Raw genomic sequence first — 17,472 nt, 5'->3', positions numbered from 1 at the left:
TGACACGTTAGGAAAGAGAACCTCATGTCCGACGCCATTGTGCTGCTCGAAAAACTGGTCGCCTTTGACACCACCTCCAGTGAATCCAATCTGGCGCTGATTGAGTATGTGGAAGGCTATTTAGCCGAGTACGGCGTGAGCGCCGAGCGGGTGATGAGCCCTTGCGGTACCAAAGCCAACCTGATCGCAAGAATTGGCCCAGCGGCGCCGGGCGGGGTGATGCTTTCCGGGCATACCGATGTGGTGCCGGTGGCGGGTCAGCCGTGGTCGAGCGATCCGTTCACCCTGCGTGATGGTGGCGATGGGCGCCTTTATGGGCGTGGCACCTGCGATATGAAAGGTTTTATCGCCTGCGTATTGTCGATGGTGCCCACTTGGACGAAAGCGCCTCTGCAGCAGCCGATTTATCTGGGTTTCTCCTATGACGAAGAGATCGGCTGCGTGGGTGCGCCAAGCCTCATTAAGCGCTTTTACGAGCACTACTCCACCACCGCCCATGTGATTGTCGGCGAGCCCACCAGCATGCAGCCGGTGGTCGCGCAGAAAGGGGCGACCAACCTACGCACTACAGTGATTGGCCGCGAAGCTCACAGCAGCCAGGTCAATCAGGGCACTTCGGCGATTCATGTGGCGGCAAGGCTGGTGACCTTTATTGAGGACACTATGGCGGCGCTGGTGGAAGAGGGGCGCATTGATGAAGCCTTTAACGTGCCGCACACCAGCCTGCACGTTGGCAAAATCAAAGGCGGCACGGCGATCAATATCATGGCGCGGGAGTGTCAGTTTGAGTGGGAGATTCGCCATCTGCCCACGGACACCTTCGACGAAATATACGCGCGGTTTGAGGCCTATTGCGCCCAGCTCAGCGCTGAGCTACAGGCCAAAGGCAAGTACGTTGAAATCATCACCGAGCCCCTTAACGTTACCGTGCCGGGGCTAGCAGATCGCGATAATGATCAGGTGCTTCGCTTAGCCAAAGACCATTTGCCCGCAGGGTGCTGCGACCACGCGGTGGCCTATGCAACCGAGGCCGGGCAGTTCCAGGGGCAGGGCCTGCAAACCGTTATTCTCGGCCCCGGCAGCATCGCCCAGGCACACCAACCCGATGAATATATTGATATTGAACAGCTTGAAGCGTGTGAGGCGTTTCTAGCTAAGATGGGCGGCGCGCTCGAAATATCCGCTTAAACGGATTAAGTGACCGCCCAAGAAAAATCCCACCCTTTAAAAGGAGTGGGATTTTTTATACCGTACCAATGCATATCAATTAATGCATATCAATTAATGCTGAGGATGCTGTTCAAACAGCTCAGCTTTGGCATGGCGCATCACATCTTCGCACGCCTGCTGTTGGGCTAACTGCGTTAGCAGGCGTTGAGTTACTTCGAAGCCCTTGCCTAAGCAAGTATCGACTTCCTGTTGGCTAACCGCTGGCGTCACTCGGTAATCGATTTTTACCGTGCGCCCGCCACCTTCCAGCCGATCCGCAACTCCCCTGAGTCGCCACGCGATTCTCTCTTTCCAAGTTGCTGATTCTTCCGCGCCTTCGTTTACGCTAAACGTGCACTGCCATTCCGGTTTAAAGACCTTCATAGGAGAACCTCCAAAAATTTTGGAAAGAATGATCGATCGTGATTCGTACCCCATCGTCTGAATGTATTGCCCCACTACTATATACCTAACGCTGCATAAATATCGAACAATAGTGATACGCGTCGGGCGACGCGCATAGGACGTATCGGTTAGGCTATCAAAGATGTGACTAACGAGCTTGTTTATGACCCCTACGACTGATCTAAGTTGCCCCTGTGGTAGCCATTTAACGCTTGAACAATGCTGTGGCCGTTATCATCAAGGCGAACTGGCGCCTACGCCTGAAGCCTTGATGCGCTCGCGCTATGTGGCCTTTGTGTTAGGGCTTACCGATTACCTGTTGGCAACATGGCATCCCTCTACCCGCCCTGCAGAGCTTGCGCCGGATCCTGACGCTGAGTGGAAGTCGCTATCCATCATCTCCGCAGAACCGCCGATCGAGAATATCGGTTACGTGCATTTTCGTGCCTGTTTTTATGAAAGGGGGCGCGTGCAAAAAGGGTGGCATGTATTAGAAGAGGTCTCCCGCTTCGTTAACGAGCAGCAGCGCTGGTGGTATGTCGATGGCACTCCTACACTTACCCGCTTAAAACCACGCCGAAACGACCCGTGCTTATGTGGTAGCGGGCGCAAATTAAAGGTATGTTGCGGTGAATAGTGGCATCGTTCAGCCTCCGAAAGCCGAACCGCAATGGTATCTCTATTTGTTGGAGTGCCAGCGCGGCACCTATACGGGGATTACCAACAACCTAGCAAAGCGCTACCAGGCGCACTGCACCGGCAAAGGGGCGCGTTATACCCGTGCAAACCCCCCTGTTGCGCTGCTGGGTGCCGAACCCTTTAATGACCGCGCGGCCGCAAGCCGGGCTGAATATCAGTTAAAGCAACAAACGCCAAGTCAAAAGCGCCGCTGGGCCAAGCAGTGGCCTATCCAGTTAGAGGCCGATTAAGGAGCCGCAATGCTGACATTTTACTCAGAGGATAGCCGTTTGCGCCAAGCGCGCACGGAGTTACATGACGGCGCGCTGGTGACCCCGTTTGAGTGTCCTGAACGCCTTGATCTAGTGCTGAAGTATCTTCGTCAGTCCGGGCTTGGCGAGATCCATTCCCCTAGCGCTTATGGGTTAGCACCGGTACTGGCGGTGCACGACAAAGACTACGTGTCGTTTTTAGCCAACTGCTGGCAAGCGTGGGGTGCCGCCGGGCATGAGGGGGAGGCAATTCCCAATATTTGGCCATCGCGAAGCATGCGTGGTGACCGCATTCCTCGCTCTATCAGCGGCCAGCTAGGTTACTACGCCTTGGCGGCGGAAACCTCGATCTCAGAAGGCACCTTTGAAGCCGCCATGGCGAGCAAGGATGTGGCGTTAGGCGCGGTAGAACATACGCTTCAAACGGGTGAACCCAGTTTTGGACTGTGTCGGCCGCCGGGCCACCACGCTGCCTATGATCAGTTTGGCGGTTACTGCTTCTTCAATAATGCCGCCATTGCCGCCCAGCGAGCCTTAGATACAGGCAAGCGCCGGGTGGCGATTCTTGACGTCGATTTCCACCACGGCAACGGCACCCAGCAGATATTCTACGGCCGCGACGATGTGCTGTTCATTTCGTTACACGGTGACCCCGAGGCCACTTTTCCTTACTATTTGGGCTACGCTGATGAAAACGGCGAGGGTAAAGGTAAGGGCTTTAACGTTAACTACCCGTTACCGCCAGGCACCAGCGTTACCACTTGGATGGCGACACTGGATCAGGCATTGGCGCAGATTAACGTCGCAGAGTGCGAGTTACTGATTGTATCGCTAGGGGTCGATATTTTTGAGGATGACCCGATCAGTGCCTTCACCTTTACCAGCGCAGATTTCACCGTTTTAGGTGAACGCCTGGCCCAGGCAGGCTTACCCAGCGTATTTCTGATGGAAGGGGGCTATGCGGTAGATGAAATAGGTGTCAATGTAGTCAACGTGTTACAAGGTTTTGAGCAGGCCCTTTAACAAGGTCTGAAACAGCATCTACACAAGGGTAAAGGTTAACCGTGACAGCGGCCCCTAAATCGGGCAGGCTATTGCCCTTTCAACGGGGCAGGGAGCTCAAGCGTGGCAGTGTATGGTGGAATTCAAGCGCACGAATTGGAGCGTTGGCTTAATGCCTTGACCAACGCAGCCTATGACAGACGCTGCCCGTTAGCAAAAGTACACGGCGGTAATGCCCGTGCCCGTACCGCCCGGCAGAATTTATTGCTGCTCGCCCACGACTACCGCGGTGGTCAACTCACCCGCGAAGAGTGCGCCCACGACCTAGGCCACTGGTGCGAAACCTACCTGAGTGAAGCGGAGTGGTACGTGCTGGTCGGCACGCGCCAAGCGCCTTCTCAGCCGCAAAACGAAGAAGAGCGAAGCCTCACCGTGCTTAAGCAGCACCGGGTGGGGTGATGTTAAAATAAGTAGTGCTAATCAACATCAACGGTACCAAAAGCTCTCCTCGTGGGAGCTTTTTTGTGCGCGAAGCGTATTCCTCAGCGGTTAGTAGCGTTTTTAAACGTAGGTGGATTAGTGGGCGCTTAATAATGATGTGTTGACAAAAGTTTAACAAGATGAGTAGTTTGAGGTGGTCTGTATACACGACTAACGTTTTATAAAGGCTCGAAGCTTGCAGGTGGTTGTAAAGCAATCGGTAGTGAGTGTCCTATCTATATAAACGCTATTCTATTTACAAAAACGCTATTTAGGTGCAGGAGGCAATACATCTTGTGACAACGATGCCAGCGCTATCGGTTCGCTCCTTGAGCGTTAATTTTGGCTCCAATCCGGTTGTTAGAAATCTGAGTTTTGACGTTTATCCAGGTAAAACAACGGCGATCGTTGGTGAATCTGGCTCGGGTAAATCGGTGACTTCACTGGCTATTATGCGCTTAGTGGAGTACATGAATGCCGAGATTACCAGTGGCTCGATACTGTTTCATCGCGATGCCAAGGGCTCTCCGCCACTAGATCTTACCCAGCTTTCCGATAAGGCGATGCGCAAGATACGTGGCAAGGAAATCGCCATGATCTTTCAGGAACCGATGACGTCGCTGAATCCTGTTTACACCATTGGCGATCAGATTACCGAAGTGCTGGTGTTGCACGAAAAGCACACCCAGGCTTCGGCACGCGCTGAAGCGGTAAAACTGTTAAAGGTGGTTCGGTTAGCCGATGCCGAAGCACTGTTAAAACGCTACCCTCACCAGTTATCCGGCGGCATGCGACAACGGGTGATGATCGCCATGGCGCTGGCGTGTCGACCTAAGGTGCTGGTGGCGGACGAGCCTACAACCGCACTGGACGTCACCATTCAAGCGCAGATTTTAACCATCATGCGCGACCTGCAGCAGGAACTGGGAATGGCGGTCATTTTCATTACCCACGATATGGGAGTGGTGGCCGAAATGGCTGATCAGGTGGTGGTCATGCGCCATGGCGAAAAGGTTGAGGAAGCCTCAGTGGAGGAGATATTCGCCCGCCCCCAACACCCTTACACCCAAGCATTGCTGGCGGCAGTCCCTAAACTGGGAAGCATGCAGGGCGAAGACTTACCGCGTATGGATCCACTGGTCGAGCTGGAAGGTGATATTGCGCGTACGCGTGGTGTAAGCCGCAAGCAGGATACCGCAAGAACTGATGCCGCTCCTGTCGTGGAAGTAGAAAATTTAGTCACCCGCTTCGACATTCGTAAAGGGTTCTTTGGTGGTGTCAGTCATCGTGTGCATGCGGTGGAAAATGTCAGCTTTACTATTTTCCCTGGAGAGACGCTGGCGCTAGTAGGGGAGTCGGGTTCCGGCAAGTCGACCATCGGGCGCACCATCCAGCAGTTGCAGGAAAGCACCAGTGGCACGCTACGTTTTGGCGGTAAGGCCGTGGCGGATATGTCGCGAGCAGAGAAGATGCGTCTACGCCAGGAAGTGCAGTATATTTTTCAAGACCCGTTTGCATCCCTCGATCCACGCAAGACCGTCGGCTTTTCGATTGCCGAGCCTATCCGTACCCATAGCTTGCTGCACGGTTCGAAGGCCATTCGACAACGAGTCGAGCAGTTGCTGGAGCGCGTTGGCCTAAGTGCCGACCAAGCTGAACGTTACCCCCACGAGTTCTCTGGAGGCCAGCGCCAAAGAATCTGTATCGCTCGTGCCCTAGCCTCCAAGCCGAAGTTAATCATCGCCGATGAGGCGCTGTCCGCCTTGGATGTTTCCATCCAGGCGCAAATCATTCATCTGCTGATGGAGTTGCAGCAAGATGAAGGATTAGCCTATTTGTTTATTAGCCACGATATGGCCGTAGTAGAAAAAATGAGCCATCGCGTGGCGGTATTGCACCTTGGCCAAGTCGTTGAGCTAGGCGAGCGTCGGGCGGTGTTTGATTCGCCTCAGCACTCCTACACCCGCAAGCTCTTAAGCGCTGTGCCAGTGGCCGACCCGGCTCAGCGGCGGGAGCGGGTGTTGCTGCAGGGCGATATTCTTAGCCCCATCCGTAAAGTCGGTGATGAGCCAGAACATTTGCCATTAGTGCAGGTGGCTAGCGGCCATTTCGTTGCCCAGGAAGTAGGTAGCGCCGAGCGTTTGGCGTCATAGTTAGTTTTCTGAAGATACAAAAACTGTGAGACAACAACAGGAGTAATCCCATGAAGAAAAACAAACGCGTTCTCAATGGCGCCATCGCAGGAATAGCACTGAGCGTTGCCTTCTCTGCCTCCGCTCAGGCAGGTTCACTAACGATTGCTTCGCCGCAAGATCCCGGTAGTTGGGATCCCATCGACACTTTTTTGGTGAATTGGGCCTCGGTTGCCACCAATATTTTCGATGGTTTGACTTATCGAGGCCCTGATTTAGATCTGGTGCCCGGTCTGGCAACCGAGTGGGAGGAACTGGATGATGGTACCCGTATCCGTTTCACTCTGCGTGAAGGCGTCACCTTCCATAATGGCGAGCCCTTCAATGCTGAAGCGGTAAAGTTTACCTTTGATCGCTTATTAGGTGAGGAAGGGGGGCAGGGGCCCCAGCGCTCCAACTACACGGCGATTGAAAGCGTGGAAGTCATCGATGATTATACAGTCGACTTCCACCTGAATGAGCCCGACCCAGTACTGCTCACTAAGCTAGCAGGCTACGGGGCGATGATTGTGCCACCGGAGTACCTGACCGAGCATGGCGATGAACACTTCAATACTCATCCGGTAGGCACCGGTCCTTTCAAAGTAGTGGAATATAATCCTCGCGAAGACGTTCAGCTTGAGGCGTTTGCTGACCACTGGGGCGGCGCGCCGAAACTTGACGAAGTGACTTACCGCTTTATCTCCGAGCCATCCACCGCCGTGGCTGAGCTACAGGCTGGGCGAGTAGATATTGTTATACCGCCGACGATTCCTATTGGCATGATCGAAACGATCAATAACCATGACGGTGCCAGCATTGTCAGTGTGGCTTCGCCTACGGTGGAAGCGATTCGCTTCAACACCCAGTCAGGTATTACCGCCGACGAACGAGTGCGTAAAGCCATGATCATGGCCGTTGATCGTCAGGCCATTATCGACGCTATCTTGGCGGGCGAAGGCGAAATGATCGCTAGCTTCCAGGGCGCCCAGTCTTTTGGGAATGACCCTGATATGGAGCCCCTGCCGTATGATCCGCAGCAGGCTCGCGAACTGCTGGATGAAGCGGGCGTCGAGCAAGGCGCAACGGTACAGATTGATGTACGCGGGAACGACGCAACCTTCGGTGAAGTTGCCCAGGTGGTGGCGTCCTATCTACAAGGAGTGGGTATTACCGCCTCGATCCAGCCTTACGAGACCAATGTGCTGCTTAACGACATTATTCCGGCAGGCCGCACTGGCGAGATGTTCCAGCAGAAGTGGGGCGGCTGGACGTTCGACTTCGACAATACCGCTTACCTGATGTACCACACTGGCGAACGCTGGAATCCTTATGACAGCGACGCTGAGTTAGATGAAATGCTCGAAGTCCAGCGCAGCATTACTGATCAGGCAGAGCGTGAAGAACTGCTCCAGGCTATCGCCCAGTATACTCAGGATCGCGCCTTGGAAATGCCGCTCTATAGCATCAATGCACTGTATGGCGTGCGCGACCGGGTGCAGAATTTTGAGCCCGCCCCAGATAACCGTATGCGTTTGACCGACGTTGATGTTACTGACTGATTGTGACCAATACCGGCCGTTCGAGAGAGCGGTTGGTAGGTGTTACGACAGACTCTTATTATCACGGCGATATGGACTCTAGTGCGCAGAGGTTATAGTGGCAAAATTTCTTCTCTACCGAATACTGCAGGCCATCTTTGTGGTCATCGCCGTAACGCTGATTGTCTCTTTTGCGATTCGGTTAACCGGTGACCCAGCGGTGATGCTAGCTCAAGGTGCGGGCAGTATCACCGAGGCGGATCTGGAAAGGATTCGTGAAGCGCTGGGCTTGAATCAATCTTTCCTGGCCCAGTACATAGGCTTCCTGCAAGGTCTAGTAGTGGGTGATTTTGGTCGCAGTTTTATGGGCGGTACACCTGTCAGCGACCTAATTGGTCGGGCCTTACCCGCCACTTTGGCGCTAGCTTTCGCTTCGCTATTTGTCTCTATCGTGGTATCGATACCGCTAGGTATTAAGGCGGCAGTATCGCGAGGCAGGTGGCCCGACCAGATGATTAGAATTTTCTCACTGCTTGGGCTCTCTTTTCCCAATTTTTGGCTAGCCATCATGCTGGTGCTACTGCTTTCCATCACCTTCAATCTGCTGCCGCCCAGTGGCATGGAAGGCTTCTCCAGCTTCATTATGCCCGCCGCGACCATGGGGATCATCCTAACCGCGACCAACGTGCGCCTAGTACGCACCACCATGCTGGATACCCTTCGATCCCAGTACATTATGGTGGCTCGGGCAAAAGGTCTTTCCAACAATGTGGTGCTCTACAAGCACGCGCTGCGTAACTGCTCTATCCCACTGATTACGTATTTTGGTTTGCAGTTCGGTGGCCTGCTGGGCGGTATTGTCGTTGTCGAGCGAGTGTTCAACTGGCCGGGGCTTGGCACCTTGGCCTTTGAAGCCGTGTCAGCCCGGGACTATCCGGTCTTGCAGGGCGTTATCACCGTGCTCTCGCTAATGATCATCTCTATCAACCTTCTCGTTGATATCGCTTATGGGTTGGTCGACCCCAGGGTGCGTAAGGAATAACCATGACGGCAGCTATCAAAACCGACAAATTGAAACGCTTTAAGAACCTGGAGTTTATCCTCGGTGTATTGCTCGTCGGCGGGATTGGTTTTGCCGTGATCTTCTCCGGCTGGCTATTTCCCGGCGGTGGCTCAGAGCTAAATCTAGCCTATCGATTAACGCCGCCGTTGGTGGAGCCTGGCTTTCCCTTAGGCACGGATCCGTTAGGTAGGGATGTGCTGGCGCGGGTGATTATTGGTGGAGAAATCTCGCTAAAAGTCGGGGTCTATTCAGCCCTTGGTGCCGTGGTGATCGGTATCATTATGGGCTTGGTATCCGGCTACTACGGTGGGTTCCTGGATATGATCGTGATGCGCTTTGCCGATGTGCAGCTTGCGCTGCCCTTTATCCTGCTGGCGATTACCTTTATCGCCGTGATTGGTGGCGGGCTGACCAATATGATTATTCTGCTGATTATCTCCCAGTGGGTGCAGTATGCCCGCTTGGTGCGTGGCTCGGTGCTCTCCCTACGCGACCGCGAATTTATCCTCGCGGCCAAAGCGATCGGAGTAAAAGATATCCGCATTCTGTTTCAGCATCTGCTGCCGAATTTGATCGGCCCGGTGATCGTGCTGATGACGCTCAATGTGGCCAACAATATTCTGCTGGAGAGTAGCCTTACGTTCTTGGGGCTGGGCGTCGATCCGGTGATTCCCAGTTGGGGCGGCATGCTGGCAGAAGGGCGCACTTACCTGCAAACGGCGTGGTGGGTTAGCGTATTTCCTGGTGTGGCTATTTTGTTAACCGTGTTAGGGCTGAATCTGCTCGGTGACTGGTTGCGCGACGCCCTGGATCCCACTGGACGTACTTCCCTATGACCAACGGTGCTCAAATTGAGGCGTTGCTAGAGTGCTCTTTCCCGCGCACCACGCGCAGTTTGCTGGATGAGTACGCGACACCTGCCTATCAAGGCTACCAGTTGGAGGCGTGGGTTTTCGATGACGAGGCCGAACGCCACGCGACCGAAATGGCGTTTAAGGCCGCTGGCATTAACGCGTGCCTGCGCAGTGCCTATAAGCCCCTGGTGCATTTCTTTTTAGAGGAATTCTCCTGGGAGTCGCTGCAATCACTGGTGATTGAGTACCCAGTGTTAGCGACCGCGCCTCGCCGCTTTCTGCTAGAAGCCTACCCACTGGCAGCGCTGGTGCCAGAAGATGTCACCCTGAGGTGGGAGGGAGTAGAACCCACCGCGATCACTTCCCCTCTCCAATACCGTGTTCGTGTGGAGCGAAGCACCGGGGAGCTGGAAACGTATGCTGTTGAAGCGCCTAATCGCCAACACCTAGACCATGTAGATGAGGCACAGTGCTCACCCTGCGGTTGGCTTCGGCTGACTTCTCCTCAGGGCGAGATCAGCGAGACAATTGTTGAGACCGACGTTGAGGCGCTGTTTCAAGCAGCCATGGCGACGTTAGCCTCCGCCCAGTGGCAGGTCGCATCGCCTTACTTCGAAGAACTTAACTTCACCGTGCATTTGCCGAGCAGTGACCGCCGTTTAGCCTGGGATGATGAACATATCAGCCTTGCCGAAGCGCTCCATGAAGAACTCTATTTTTCTAGCCTGGAGTATTTCCAGCGACGAGCAGGGTTGGCGTTGGGGGATCGTTCTATTCAGCCGGGGCAGATTGTGCCGGAAGTCTCCACCCAAGGAGAGTGCGCCTATTTGAAAGTAAGCAGGCGGTCTTTGGATGCCTCCCAACCGCAGCGCGATCTAGTCGAGTTGGACACCGCCCAGCAGGCCATCGGCGTTACGCAAATAGAGCAGTTATTGGTAGACCTGGGTGGTCAATCGTTCCGAAGCACGACGCGAGCAGGGCGGTCAGTCGACGCACGTTATATCGTCGGCAGTGACCGCGCTGTCATGATCAGTGCGGGCCAACATGCCAACGAAACTTCCGGTGTGGTGGGGGCTTTGCGCGCAACCCAAGCACTTAGCCGCCAGCCAGAAGCACACTTTGTTATCTCGCCGCTAGAGAACCCTGATGGCTACGCGTTGCAGGGCAGGCTAATCGCCAACCAGCCGCGTCATATGCATCACGCGGCGCGCTACACCGCGTTTGGCAATGACCTGCAGAGCCAACCCTTGGGCCAGTCTTTTGAACACGCTATCCGTGAGCAGGCATTCGCCCTGAGTAATGCAGGACTGCATATCAATCTGCACGGCTACCCCGCCCATGAGTGGACACGGCCGTTAAGCGGTTACGTGCCCCGCGGCTTTGAAATGTGGACGATTCCCAAAGGTTTCTTTTTGATTTTGCGCCATCAACCAGGCTGGGAAGCCGCGGCAGAGCAGCTAGTGGAAGCCGTTACCCACGAACTGGCTAAAGTGCCTGGGTTAGTCGAATTTAATGCCACGCAAATTGCGCTGTTTGAGACCCATGCGGGCGCGTTAACCTTCCCGGTGCTGAATGGCTTCCCCTATCTAATTTCGCAAGATGCTGACCAGTTAACGCCGCTGATGCTGATTACCGAATACCCTGACGAAACACTCTCTGGTGACGCCTTCATACAGGCGCATACGGCGCAAATGGCCACCGTCGTGGCAGCCTATAATGCCTTTCAGACGCTGGCGCTACCTGGTTAATCTCAATGACGGGATCGTGTGAGCACTGTTACAATGGATAAATGAACAGTGCTTTCGCGACGCCTACTGCCTCCCTTGATGACCCTTTCTACTACCTAACGAACTTTCGCTTCGTTTTGGCCTGGGTGGGGGAGCGCCACGCTGACCTGCTTTCGGCAGACGAGCGTGATTTTCTGAATCAATTCGATAACTTGCCGCGCGCTTCCCAAGCACTGCTGGTGCGTATGGTGATGCGCAAAGGCGAGCTGTTCCGGCTTGGCAAGCTCAGCTATGCCGAGGTCGGTGACAGTGCCACGGCGATGGCACCCTTGGTTGCGCTGGGCTGGGTCGATCATGCGCCAGCGCTGAGTATCGATGAGCTGTTTCCCCAACTGCGCCTCGCCGAGCTGCGCCAGATATTGGCGGAAGAGATACGCGCCGCTGGGCTTAGCGTATCGAGTTCCAAAACCGTGCTCTACGCCACGCTGGTTAGCCGCTTAACGCAAGCCGCGCCGCTACAGACCTGGTGGCCCGAGGCACCTGACCGGGTGGTGCGCCTCACCGTGATGAATATCTGCGACCGTTTGCGTCTGATGTTCTTTGGCAATCTGAGGCAGGACTGGGCGGAATTTGTGCTGACTGAACTTGGCCTGCAGCGGTTTGAGGTGGTGCCGTTCACGCCGCAGTCCCGCGCCTTTCAAACGCGTCAGGAAGTGGACACCTACTTAGCGCTCCATCATTTGCGCCAACGTCTCGATGAGGGCGAATCGCCTGTTGACCTGCACCGTGAAGTGCCGCCGCCCTCGGATAACCGCTGGCTGGCCACCCGGCGCGCACGGTTACTGCTACAGCTGGGCCGTGAGGCGGAGCGCAGCGGTGATTCGGCGCTCGCGCTGACGCTGTATGGCGATGCTGGGAGTAGCGAAGCGCGCATTCGGCAGCTGCGACTGCTGGAGCGCTTGGGCGAGCATCAAACAGCTTATGAGTTGGCTGCCCAGGCGCTCGATAGCAGCCCCACTGAAACCGAGCACCAGGCGTTGACGCGGATTCTGCCCCGCTTGCGGCGACGGCTTAAATTGCCTGCTGTAGCGAGTGACCCCGAGCCGGACCATGTGCGTTGGGATCTCACTCTGCCAGGGCCACAAAGCGTCGAGCGGGCGGTGGTTGCAGCCCTTAGCGAACCCCAGGCGCCGGTCTGCTATGTGGAAAACAGCCTCATTACCGGGCTGTTTGGCCTACTCTGCTGGCCAGCGATATTTGCGCCGTTGCCCGGCGCCTTCTTTCATCCTTTCCATAACGGCCCGGCGGATTTATACCGCGACGATTTCGTCGCGCGGCGGCGTGATGCCTTTGACGGCTGTTTAGCGCGCCTGGAAGACGGCAGTTACCGGGAGGTGATTCAGGCAACCTGGCGGGAAAAAAACGGTCTTGCCTCCCCCTTTGTCCACTGGCCAATTGTCGATGAGACGCTGGTTGAGCTGGCGCTGGAGTGTATCCCCGCTAAGCATTTGCGGGCCTGTTTTGAGCGGCTGCTGGGGGATCTAAAAGCCAACCGGGCCGGGCTGCCGGATCTTATTCAGTTGTTGCCCGATGCACCCGCGGGCACGCCGCGCTACCTGATGATCGAAGTCAAAGGCCCTGGCGATCGGCTGCAGGATAACCAGCGCCGCTGGCTAACGTTTTTTCACCGTCACGAGATGCCCGTTGCGGTGTGCTACGTCCGCTGGGCGGACAGCGCCGAGACAACGCCATGAGTGCGACCTATCGGGTGGCGGTGCGATCGCTGTGCGATTTTACCGCCCGCGAAGGTGATCTCGATCACCGCTTTACCCCTGCGCCCAGTGCCCAGGAAGGCATACAAGGGCATACGCTGGTAGCCAGCCGCCGTGGGGCAGACTACATAGCCGAACTGCCGCTTTCAGGCACCTTTGAGGGACTGGCAGTGACGGGCCGCGCTGATGGATTTGACCCCACGGTTAACCGCCTGGAAGAGGTGAAAACCCACCGCGGCAGCTTGGAGCGCATGGCGGGTAACCAGCGCGCGCTTCACTGGGCGCAGGTAAAGGTATATGGCGCGCTGCTGTGTGCCGAGCGAGGCTTGGAACGTATTACCTTAGCGCTGGTGTATCTGGAGATTGCCAGCGGTAAAGAGACCGTGCTTAGCCAAGAGGCCTCTGCGGCCGAGTTGCAGGCGTTCTTTACCGACCAGTGCCAACGCTTTCTGGCTTGGGCGGAGCAGGAGGCCGAGCATCGCCAACGCCGCGACAGTCAACTGCAAACGCTACGCTTCCCGCACGCCACGTTCCGCCCCGGCCAACGTGAGCTCGCCGAAGACGTTTATAAAGCCACCAGCACTGGCCGCTGCCTGCTCGCCCAGGCACCCACGGGCATTGGCAAAACCGTGGCGACGCTGTTCCCCATGCTCTCAGCCATGCCGCGCCAGCAGCTCGATCGCATCGCCTTTCTGACCATGAAAACCCCCGGCCGCCGTTTGGCGCTGGATGCTTTGGCCGCGTTGAACTCTGAAGCACAGCCGCTGCGGGTGTTGGAGCTTGTGGCGCGGGACAAAGCCTGCGAATACCCGGACCGCGCCTGCCATGGCGAATCATGCCCATTGGCAGCAGGTTTCTATGATCGCCTGCCTGCCGCCCGCCAAGCGGCAGTAGAGCAGGCGTGGCTTGATCGCCAGGCGCTCCTCGAGGTGGCGCTGGCTCATGACGTGTGCCCGTATTATTTAGGCCAGGAGCTTTCGCGCTGGGCGGACGTAATCGTCGGCGACGTTAACCACTGGTTCGATAGCCACGCGCTGCTGCACGGCCTGGCCCAGGCCAACGACTGGCGGGCAGGCGTGCTGGTCGATGAAGCCCATAACCTGGTGGAGCGTGCGCGGGGCATGTACAGCGCTGAGCTTGATCAGCAGCGTTTCAATCGGGTGCGCCGCTCTGCCCCAACATCGCTCTCCCGCCCTTTGAATCGTTTAGCTAGGCAGTGGCAGGCCGTTATTAAAGAGACAGGGTTGGAGGAGGCAGGCGAGCCGGGTAAGCCTGGCTATCGGTTGCTCACGACGCTGCCCGATAAGCTGGTGGCCGCCGCTCAGCAGGTGGGTGCGTCGATTACCGATCATTTGGGTGAACACCCTGAGGATGCGACGCTTGAGCTTCAGGAACTGCTGTTTGAAGCGCTGGCTTTTTGCCGCTTGGCGGAGCGCTTTGGCGAACACTCGCTATGCGACCTTAGCCGTTATGGTCGTGGCCGGGCGGTGCTGGGGTTACGCAATCTGATACCCGCCGATTTTCTGGCCGCGCGATTCAACGCCGCACACTCGGTGGTGCTGTTCTCGGCAACGCTAACGCCGGCTCACTACTACCGGGATCTGCTCGGCTTGCCGGACAATACGGTCTGGCGCGAAGTGGCGTCGCCGTTTGCCGCCCGCCAGCTTGAGGTGCGTATACGGCACGATATTTCCACCCGCTTTCGTGATCGGGATGCCTCCATCGAGCCCATCATAGCGACCATGGCGCAGCAGTATCAGCGCAGGCCGGGCCACTACTTGGCGTTTTTCAGCAGCTTTGCTTACCTTGCAGCAGCGCTGGCGCGGTTTCGCGAAGCGCACCCAGACGTGCCCGTATTTAGCCAAACCCGCGGGATGCCGGAGGCCGAACGCGAGGCGTTTTTGGCGCGCTTTACTCCCGGTGGCAAAGGCATCGGTTTTGCGGTGCTGGGCGGCGCCTTCGCGGAAGGCATCGACCTGCCCGGCGACCGGCTAATCGGCGCCTTTGTCGCCACCCTGGGCCTGCCGCCGTTTAACGACTTCAACGAAGCGCTTAAGGCACGTTTAAGCGCGCGCTTTGGCCAGGGCGACGACTACACCTACCGCATTCCTGGCATGATCAAAGTGGTGCAGGCGGCGGGGCGGGTGATTCGCAGTCCAGAAGATGAAGGGGTTGTGGTATTAATGGATGATCGTTTCGCACAATCTAATGTACGTGCGCTACTACCTTCCTGGTGGACGGTGGACACTCTTACTCAATAACGACGATGGTTAGGCGAGCCAATGACGGATTTACTCTGGTACCAGTACGCGCTGATCGGGCTGATTTTTGCCTGGAGCGGCTTTGTGAGGACGAGCCTGGGCTTTGGTGGTGCCGTGCTGGCGTTGCCCTTCCTGCTCTTGGTGACCAATCAGCCCTTGGTTTTCCTGCCGATTATCGCCATTCACCTGCTGATTTTCTCTAGCTGGATTGCTTGGAACGGGCATCGACAGTTGCAGAAACAGGGGGCAGGAGGCTCCTCGTCACAGAGTAATATCGATTGGGGCTATCTAACCAAAGCCTTAAAAATCATGATTATCCCCAAGCTAATTGGGGTGGTGGGGCTGTTAACGCTGCCTGCGCAGGTCATGACCAGCATCATTTTCGGCATTGTATTCATCTATGCGATTGGCTATGTGCTCAACAAACCGTTCAAAAGTAAAAACAAATACGTGGACTACGTGCTGCTGGCGCTAGGCGGCTATGTCAGCGGTACCTCATTGATTGGCGCGCCGCTGATTGTGGCGGTGTTTGCCACGCACGTCGCCAAAGAGCAACTGCGGGATACCATGTTTGTGCTGTGGTTTATCCTGGTGGTGATCAAGATGGTGTCGTTCTTGATTGCGGGTGTTGACCTTCAACTGATTCACCAGCTGTGGCTTCTGCCCTGCGCTTTCATTGGTCATTTAGTCGGCGAGAGAGCCCACCGCTATATGTTAAAAGCGGATACCGGGCTGTTCTTTCGTGTGCTGGGCGCGGTGTTGATTGTGGTCAGCGTGGTGGGGTTGATCCACCCACCCGGGTAGCCAGTTGCCGCCGCCGTCTATAGCTGGCTGTCGGCCTGTAGCGTCGTTTTACTTAAAATAGTCAGTGTGATAGCGAACAGGCAGCAGAGCACTGCCATGGCAATAAAGACGCTGCGCAGTGAATCAAGCCAAATCATCCCAGAGGCGACCACCACTGGAGATATAAATTGGCCGAAAAAGAAGGTTGAGGTAAATCCGCCAAATACCCGGCCACGTACCCTCTGTGGTGTGATGCGCATCAGCCATGTGGTGGTGTTGGGCATAAAGGCGCCAAGGCCCAAGCCCGAGATTGCCGCGCCCACTATGGCCATGGCATAGCTCTGGGTGAACCCAACGATCAAAAAGCCGGCGGCTGCCAGCAGGAAGCCTAAAACGTAGATCGTCATCACTGACAGAAACGGTTTGTAGTAGCCGTAGCAAAACGCCACGATACTGGCCGTTAGGGCCGCCATGGAAAGCGCAATGCCAATCGCCATGCCGCTGACTTGGCCCTGCTGAGAAAGCAAAAAGGGCAGTTGGGCGGGGAACATATAAAACATGGTCATGCTGAGCATGGCGATGAGGTAAGCAAGGCCCGTGCGTCCGACATCCACCTTCACCGGCGCATCGTTGCTATCATGGCTAACGCTATCGCTGGCTTTGGGCTCTTGAAGAATCGTCCAGGCATAGGGGAGTAGCAGCACGCCAGTCAGGTAGAGTAAAAACGGCCCGCGCCAGCTCCAGTCGGAAAGTATTCCGCCAAGATTAATAAAAATAACCCCGCCCAAAGCCATACAGCTACTTTGTAGCCCTAAAAAGCGGGCGCGTTCGGCGCTATCGAAATAATCCCCCACCAACGTGGTGCTGATACTGAGGATGCCTGCCACCGCAATGCCCATCAGCGCGCGGGAGCTTAATAGCAGATCCACACGATCAATGAAAAAGCCCGCGACCCCGGCAAAACCGTAGATGCCCAGCATCAGCAGCAGCAATTTCTTGCGCCCAAACCGGTCAGCAAGATAGCCCATCAGTGGACTGAACAGCGTAATCATCAGCGCAGGCAGAGTCAGAATCAGCTGGATCACGACCTGGGGCTGGTCGGGAAAATGGCGGCTGATCCCCGGCAGCGCAGGCGCGATAATCGCCCCCGACATGACGGTCATGGTGCTGGCAAACAGCAGTACGGCTTTAATGTGCGTTAACTGGCTAATGGGTCTGCTTCCACATCAAATTAAAAGGGGATGGCTTACATCA

The 17,472-nt window shown here is 56.1% G+C and carries 15 protein-coding genes; 13 read left to right on the top strand and 2 right to left on the bottom strand.

The features are described 5' to 3' along the window. Window positions 1–24 precede the first annotated feature (24 nt). Entirely contained in the window at window positions 25–1,188 is a 1,164-nt protein-coding gene (argE, locus tag ACT3UM_RS02800; RefSeq protein WP_498895936.1) for an acetylornithine deacetylase, read from the top strand. A 93-nt stretch (window positions 1,189–1,281) separates the two neighbouring features. On the opposite strand, the gene ACT3UM_RS02795 is transcribed toward argE, so the two are convergent. Beyond that, window positions 1,282–1,593 carry a hypothetical protein gene (locus ACT3UM_RS02795; protein ID WP_144813993.1) on the bottom strand — a complete coding sequence of 104 codons (312 nt, stop codon included), beginning with the start codon at window positions 1,591–1,593 and terminating at the stop codon, window positions 1,282–1,284. A 184-nt stretch (window positions 1,594–1,777) separates the two neighbouring features. Between ACT3UM_RS02795 and ACT3UM_RS02790 the strand changes: the two genes are divergently transcribed. From ACT3UM_RS02790 to ACT3UM_RS02735, 12 genes are all read left to right on the top strand, one after another. After that, window positions 1,778–2,251: a YchJ family protein gene (locus ACT3UM_RS02790; protein ID WP_498895933.1), complete on the top strand. Its 474-nt coding sequence runs from the start codon at window positions 1,778–1,780 to the stop codon at window positions 2,249–2,251. Further along, complete coding sequence (locus tag ACT3UM_RS02785; protein WP_498895932.1) at window positions 2,244–2,543, top strand: GIY-YIG nuclease family protein; 300 nt, start codon at window positions 2,244–2,246, stop codon at window positions 2,541–2,543. The genes ACT3UM_RS02790 and ACT3UM_RS02785 overlap by 8 nt, the downstream gene beginning before the upstream one ends. A 9-nt stretch (window positions 2,544–2,552) precedes the next feature. Beyond that, the gene (locus ACT3UM_RS02780) at window positions 2,553–3,587 is read left to right on the top strand and encodes a histone deacetylase family protein (protein ID WP_498895930.1); all 1,035 of its coding nucleotides are present in this window, start codon (window positions 2,553–2,555) and stop codon (window positions 3,585–3,587) included. A 102-nt stretch (window positions 3,588–3,689) separates the two neighbouring features. Further along, a complete protein-coding gene (locus ACT3UM_RS02775; protein WP_498895929.1) occupies window positions 3,690–4,025 on the top strand; it encodes a hypothetical protein in 336 nt (111 codons plus the stop codon). Between the two features lie 326 nt (window positions 4,026–4,351). Beyond that, window positions 4,352–6,199 carry an ABC transporter ATP-binding protein gene (locus ACT3UM_RS02770; protein WP_498896229.1) on the top strand — a complete coding sequence of 616 codons (1,848 nt, stop codon included), beginning with the start codon at window positions 4,352–4,354 and terminating at the stop codon, window positions 6,197–6,199. 50 nt (window positions 6,200–6,249) lie between these two features. Then, the gene (locus ACT3UM_RS02765; protein WP_498895927.1) at window positions 6,250–7,779 is read left to right on the top strand and encodes an ABC transporter substrate-binding protein; all 1,530 of its coding nucleotides are present in this window, start codon (window positions 6,250–6,252) and stop codon (window positions 7,777–7,779) included. Window positions 7,780–7,876: 97 nt separating this feature from the next. Then, window positions 7,877–8,800 carry an ABC transporter permease gene (locus ACT3UM_RS02760; protein WP_035582805.1) on the top strand — a complete coding sequence of 308 codons (924 nt, stop codon included), beginning with the start codon at window positions 7,877–7,879 and terminating at the stop codon, window positions 8,798–8,800. 2 nt (window positions 8,801–8,802) lie between these two features. Next, window positions 8,803–9,657, top strand: coding sequence for an ABC transporter permease (locus ACT3UM_RS02755; protein ID WP_035582806.1), 855 nt, complete (start codon window positions 8,803–8,805; stop codon window positions 9,655–9,657). Next, window positions 9,654–11,423 (top strand): M14 family metallopeptidase, encoded by a 1,770-nt coding sequence (locus tag ACT3UM_RS02750; protein ID WP_498895925.1) that lies wholly within the window; start codon window positions 9,654–9,656, stop codon window positions 11,421–11,423. Before ACT3UM_RS02755 ends, ACT3UM_RS02750 begins: the two co-directional genes overlap by 4 nt. A 41-nt stretch (window positions 11,424–11,464) precedes the next feature. Continuing rightward, window positions 11,465–13,156 carry a VRR-NUC domain-containing protein gene (locus tag ACT3UM_RS02745; RefSeq protein WP_498895923.1) on the top strand — a complete coding sequence of 564 codons (1,692 nt, stop codon included), beginning with the start codon at window positions 11,465–11,467 and terminating at the stop codon, window positions 13,154–13,156. Further along, window positions 13,153–15,435 carry an ATP-dependent DNA helicase gene (locus tag ACT3UM_RS02740; RefSeq protein WP_498895921.1) on the top strand — a complete coding sequence of 761 codons (2,283 nt, stop codon included), beginning with the start codon at window positions 13,153–13,155 and terminating at the stop codon, window positions 15,433–15,435. The genes ACT3UM_RS02745 and ACT3UM_RS02740 overlap by 4 nt, the downstream gene beginning before the upstream one ends. Window positions 15,436–15,456: 21 nt before the next feature. Beyond that, window positions 15,457–16,239 carry a sulfite exporter TauE/SafE family protein gene (locus ACT3UM_RS02735; RefSeq protein ID WP_035582815.1) on the top strand — a complete coding sequence of 261 codons (783 nt, stop codon included), beginning with the start codon at window positions 15,457–15,459 and terminating at the stop codon, window positions 16,237–16,239. Window positions 16,240–16,256: 17 nt separating this feature from the next. Here ACT3UM_RS02735 and ACT3UM_RS02730 read toward each other — a convergent pair whose 3' ends face one another. Next, window positions 16,257–17,396, bottom strand: a complete 1,140-nt coding sequence (locus ACT3UM_RS02730) for an MFS transporter (protein ID WP_498896227.1) — start codon at window positions 17,394–17,396, stop codon at window positions 16,257–16,259. Window positions 17,397–17,472: the final 76 nt, after the last annotated feature.

The sequence above is a fragment of the Halomonas sp. AOP13-D3-9 genome (assembly GCF_052379125.1).
Taxonomy (GTDB): Bacteria; Pseudomonadota; Gammaproteobacteria; order Pseudomonadales; family Halomonadaceae; genus Vreelandella.
Note: the sequence above shows the minus strand (reverse complement) of the source record. Positions and strands in the feature narration are given on the sequence as shown.

What these genes read in the sequence shown, in the direction of transcription:
- argE (WP_498895936.1), top strand. Translation starts at nt 25, where the DNA reads ATGTCCGACGCCATTGTGCTGCTCGAAAAACTGGTCGCCTTTGACACC.
- ACT3UM_RS02745 (WP_498895923.1), top strand. Translation starts at nt 11,465, where the DNA reads ATGAACAGTGCTTTCGCGACGCCTACTGCCTCCCTTGATGACCCTTTC.
- ACT3UM_RS02765 (WP_498895927.1), top strand. Translation starts at nt 6,250, where the DNA reads ATGAAGAAAAACAAACGCGTTCTCAATGGCGCCATCGCAGGAATAGCA.
- ACT3UM_RS02790 (WP_498895933.1), top strand. Translation starts at nt 1,778, where the DNA reads ATGACCCCTACGACTGATCTAAGTTGCCCCTGTGGTAGCCATTTAACG.
- ACT3UM_RS02735 (WP_035582815.1), top strand. Translation starts at nt 15,457, where the DNA reads ATGACGGATTTACTCTGGTACCAGTACGCGCTGATCGGGCTGATTTTT.
- ACT3UM_RS02795 (WP_144813993.1), bottom strand. Translation starts at nt 1,593, where the DNA reads ATGAAGGTCTTTAAACCGGAATGGCAGTGCACGTTTAGCGTAAACGAA.
- ACT3UM_RS02780 (WP_498895930.1), top strand. Translation starts at nt 2,553, where the DNA reads ATGCTGACATTTTACTCAGAGGATAGCCGTTTGCGCCAAGCGCGCACG.
- ACT3UM_RS02770 (WP_498896229.1), top strand. Translation starts at nt 4,352, where the DNA reads ATGCCAGCGCTATCGGTTCGCTCCTTGAGCGTTAATTTTGGCTCCAAT.
- ACT3UM_RS02740 (WP_498895921.1), top strand. Translation starts at nt 13,153, where the DNA reads ATGAGTGCGACCTATCGGGTGGCGGTGCGATCGCTGTGCGATTTTACC.
- ACT3UM_RS02755 (WP_035582806.1), top strand. Translation starts at nt 8,803, where the DNA reads ATGACGGCAGCTATCAAAACCGACAAATTGAAACGCTTTAAGAACCTG.
- ACT3UM_RS02750 (WP_498895925.1), top strand. Translation starts at nt 9,654, where the DNA reads ATGACCAACGGTGCTCAAATTGAGGCGTTGCTAGAGTGCTCTTTCCCG.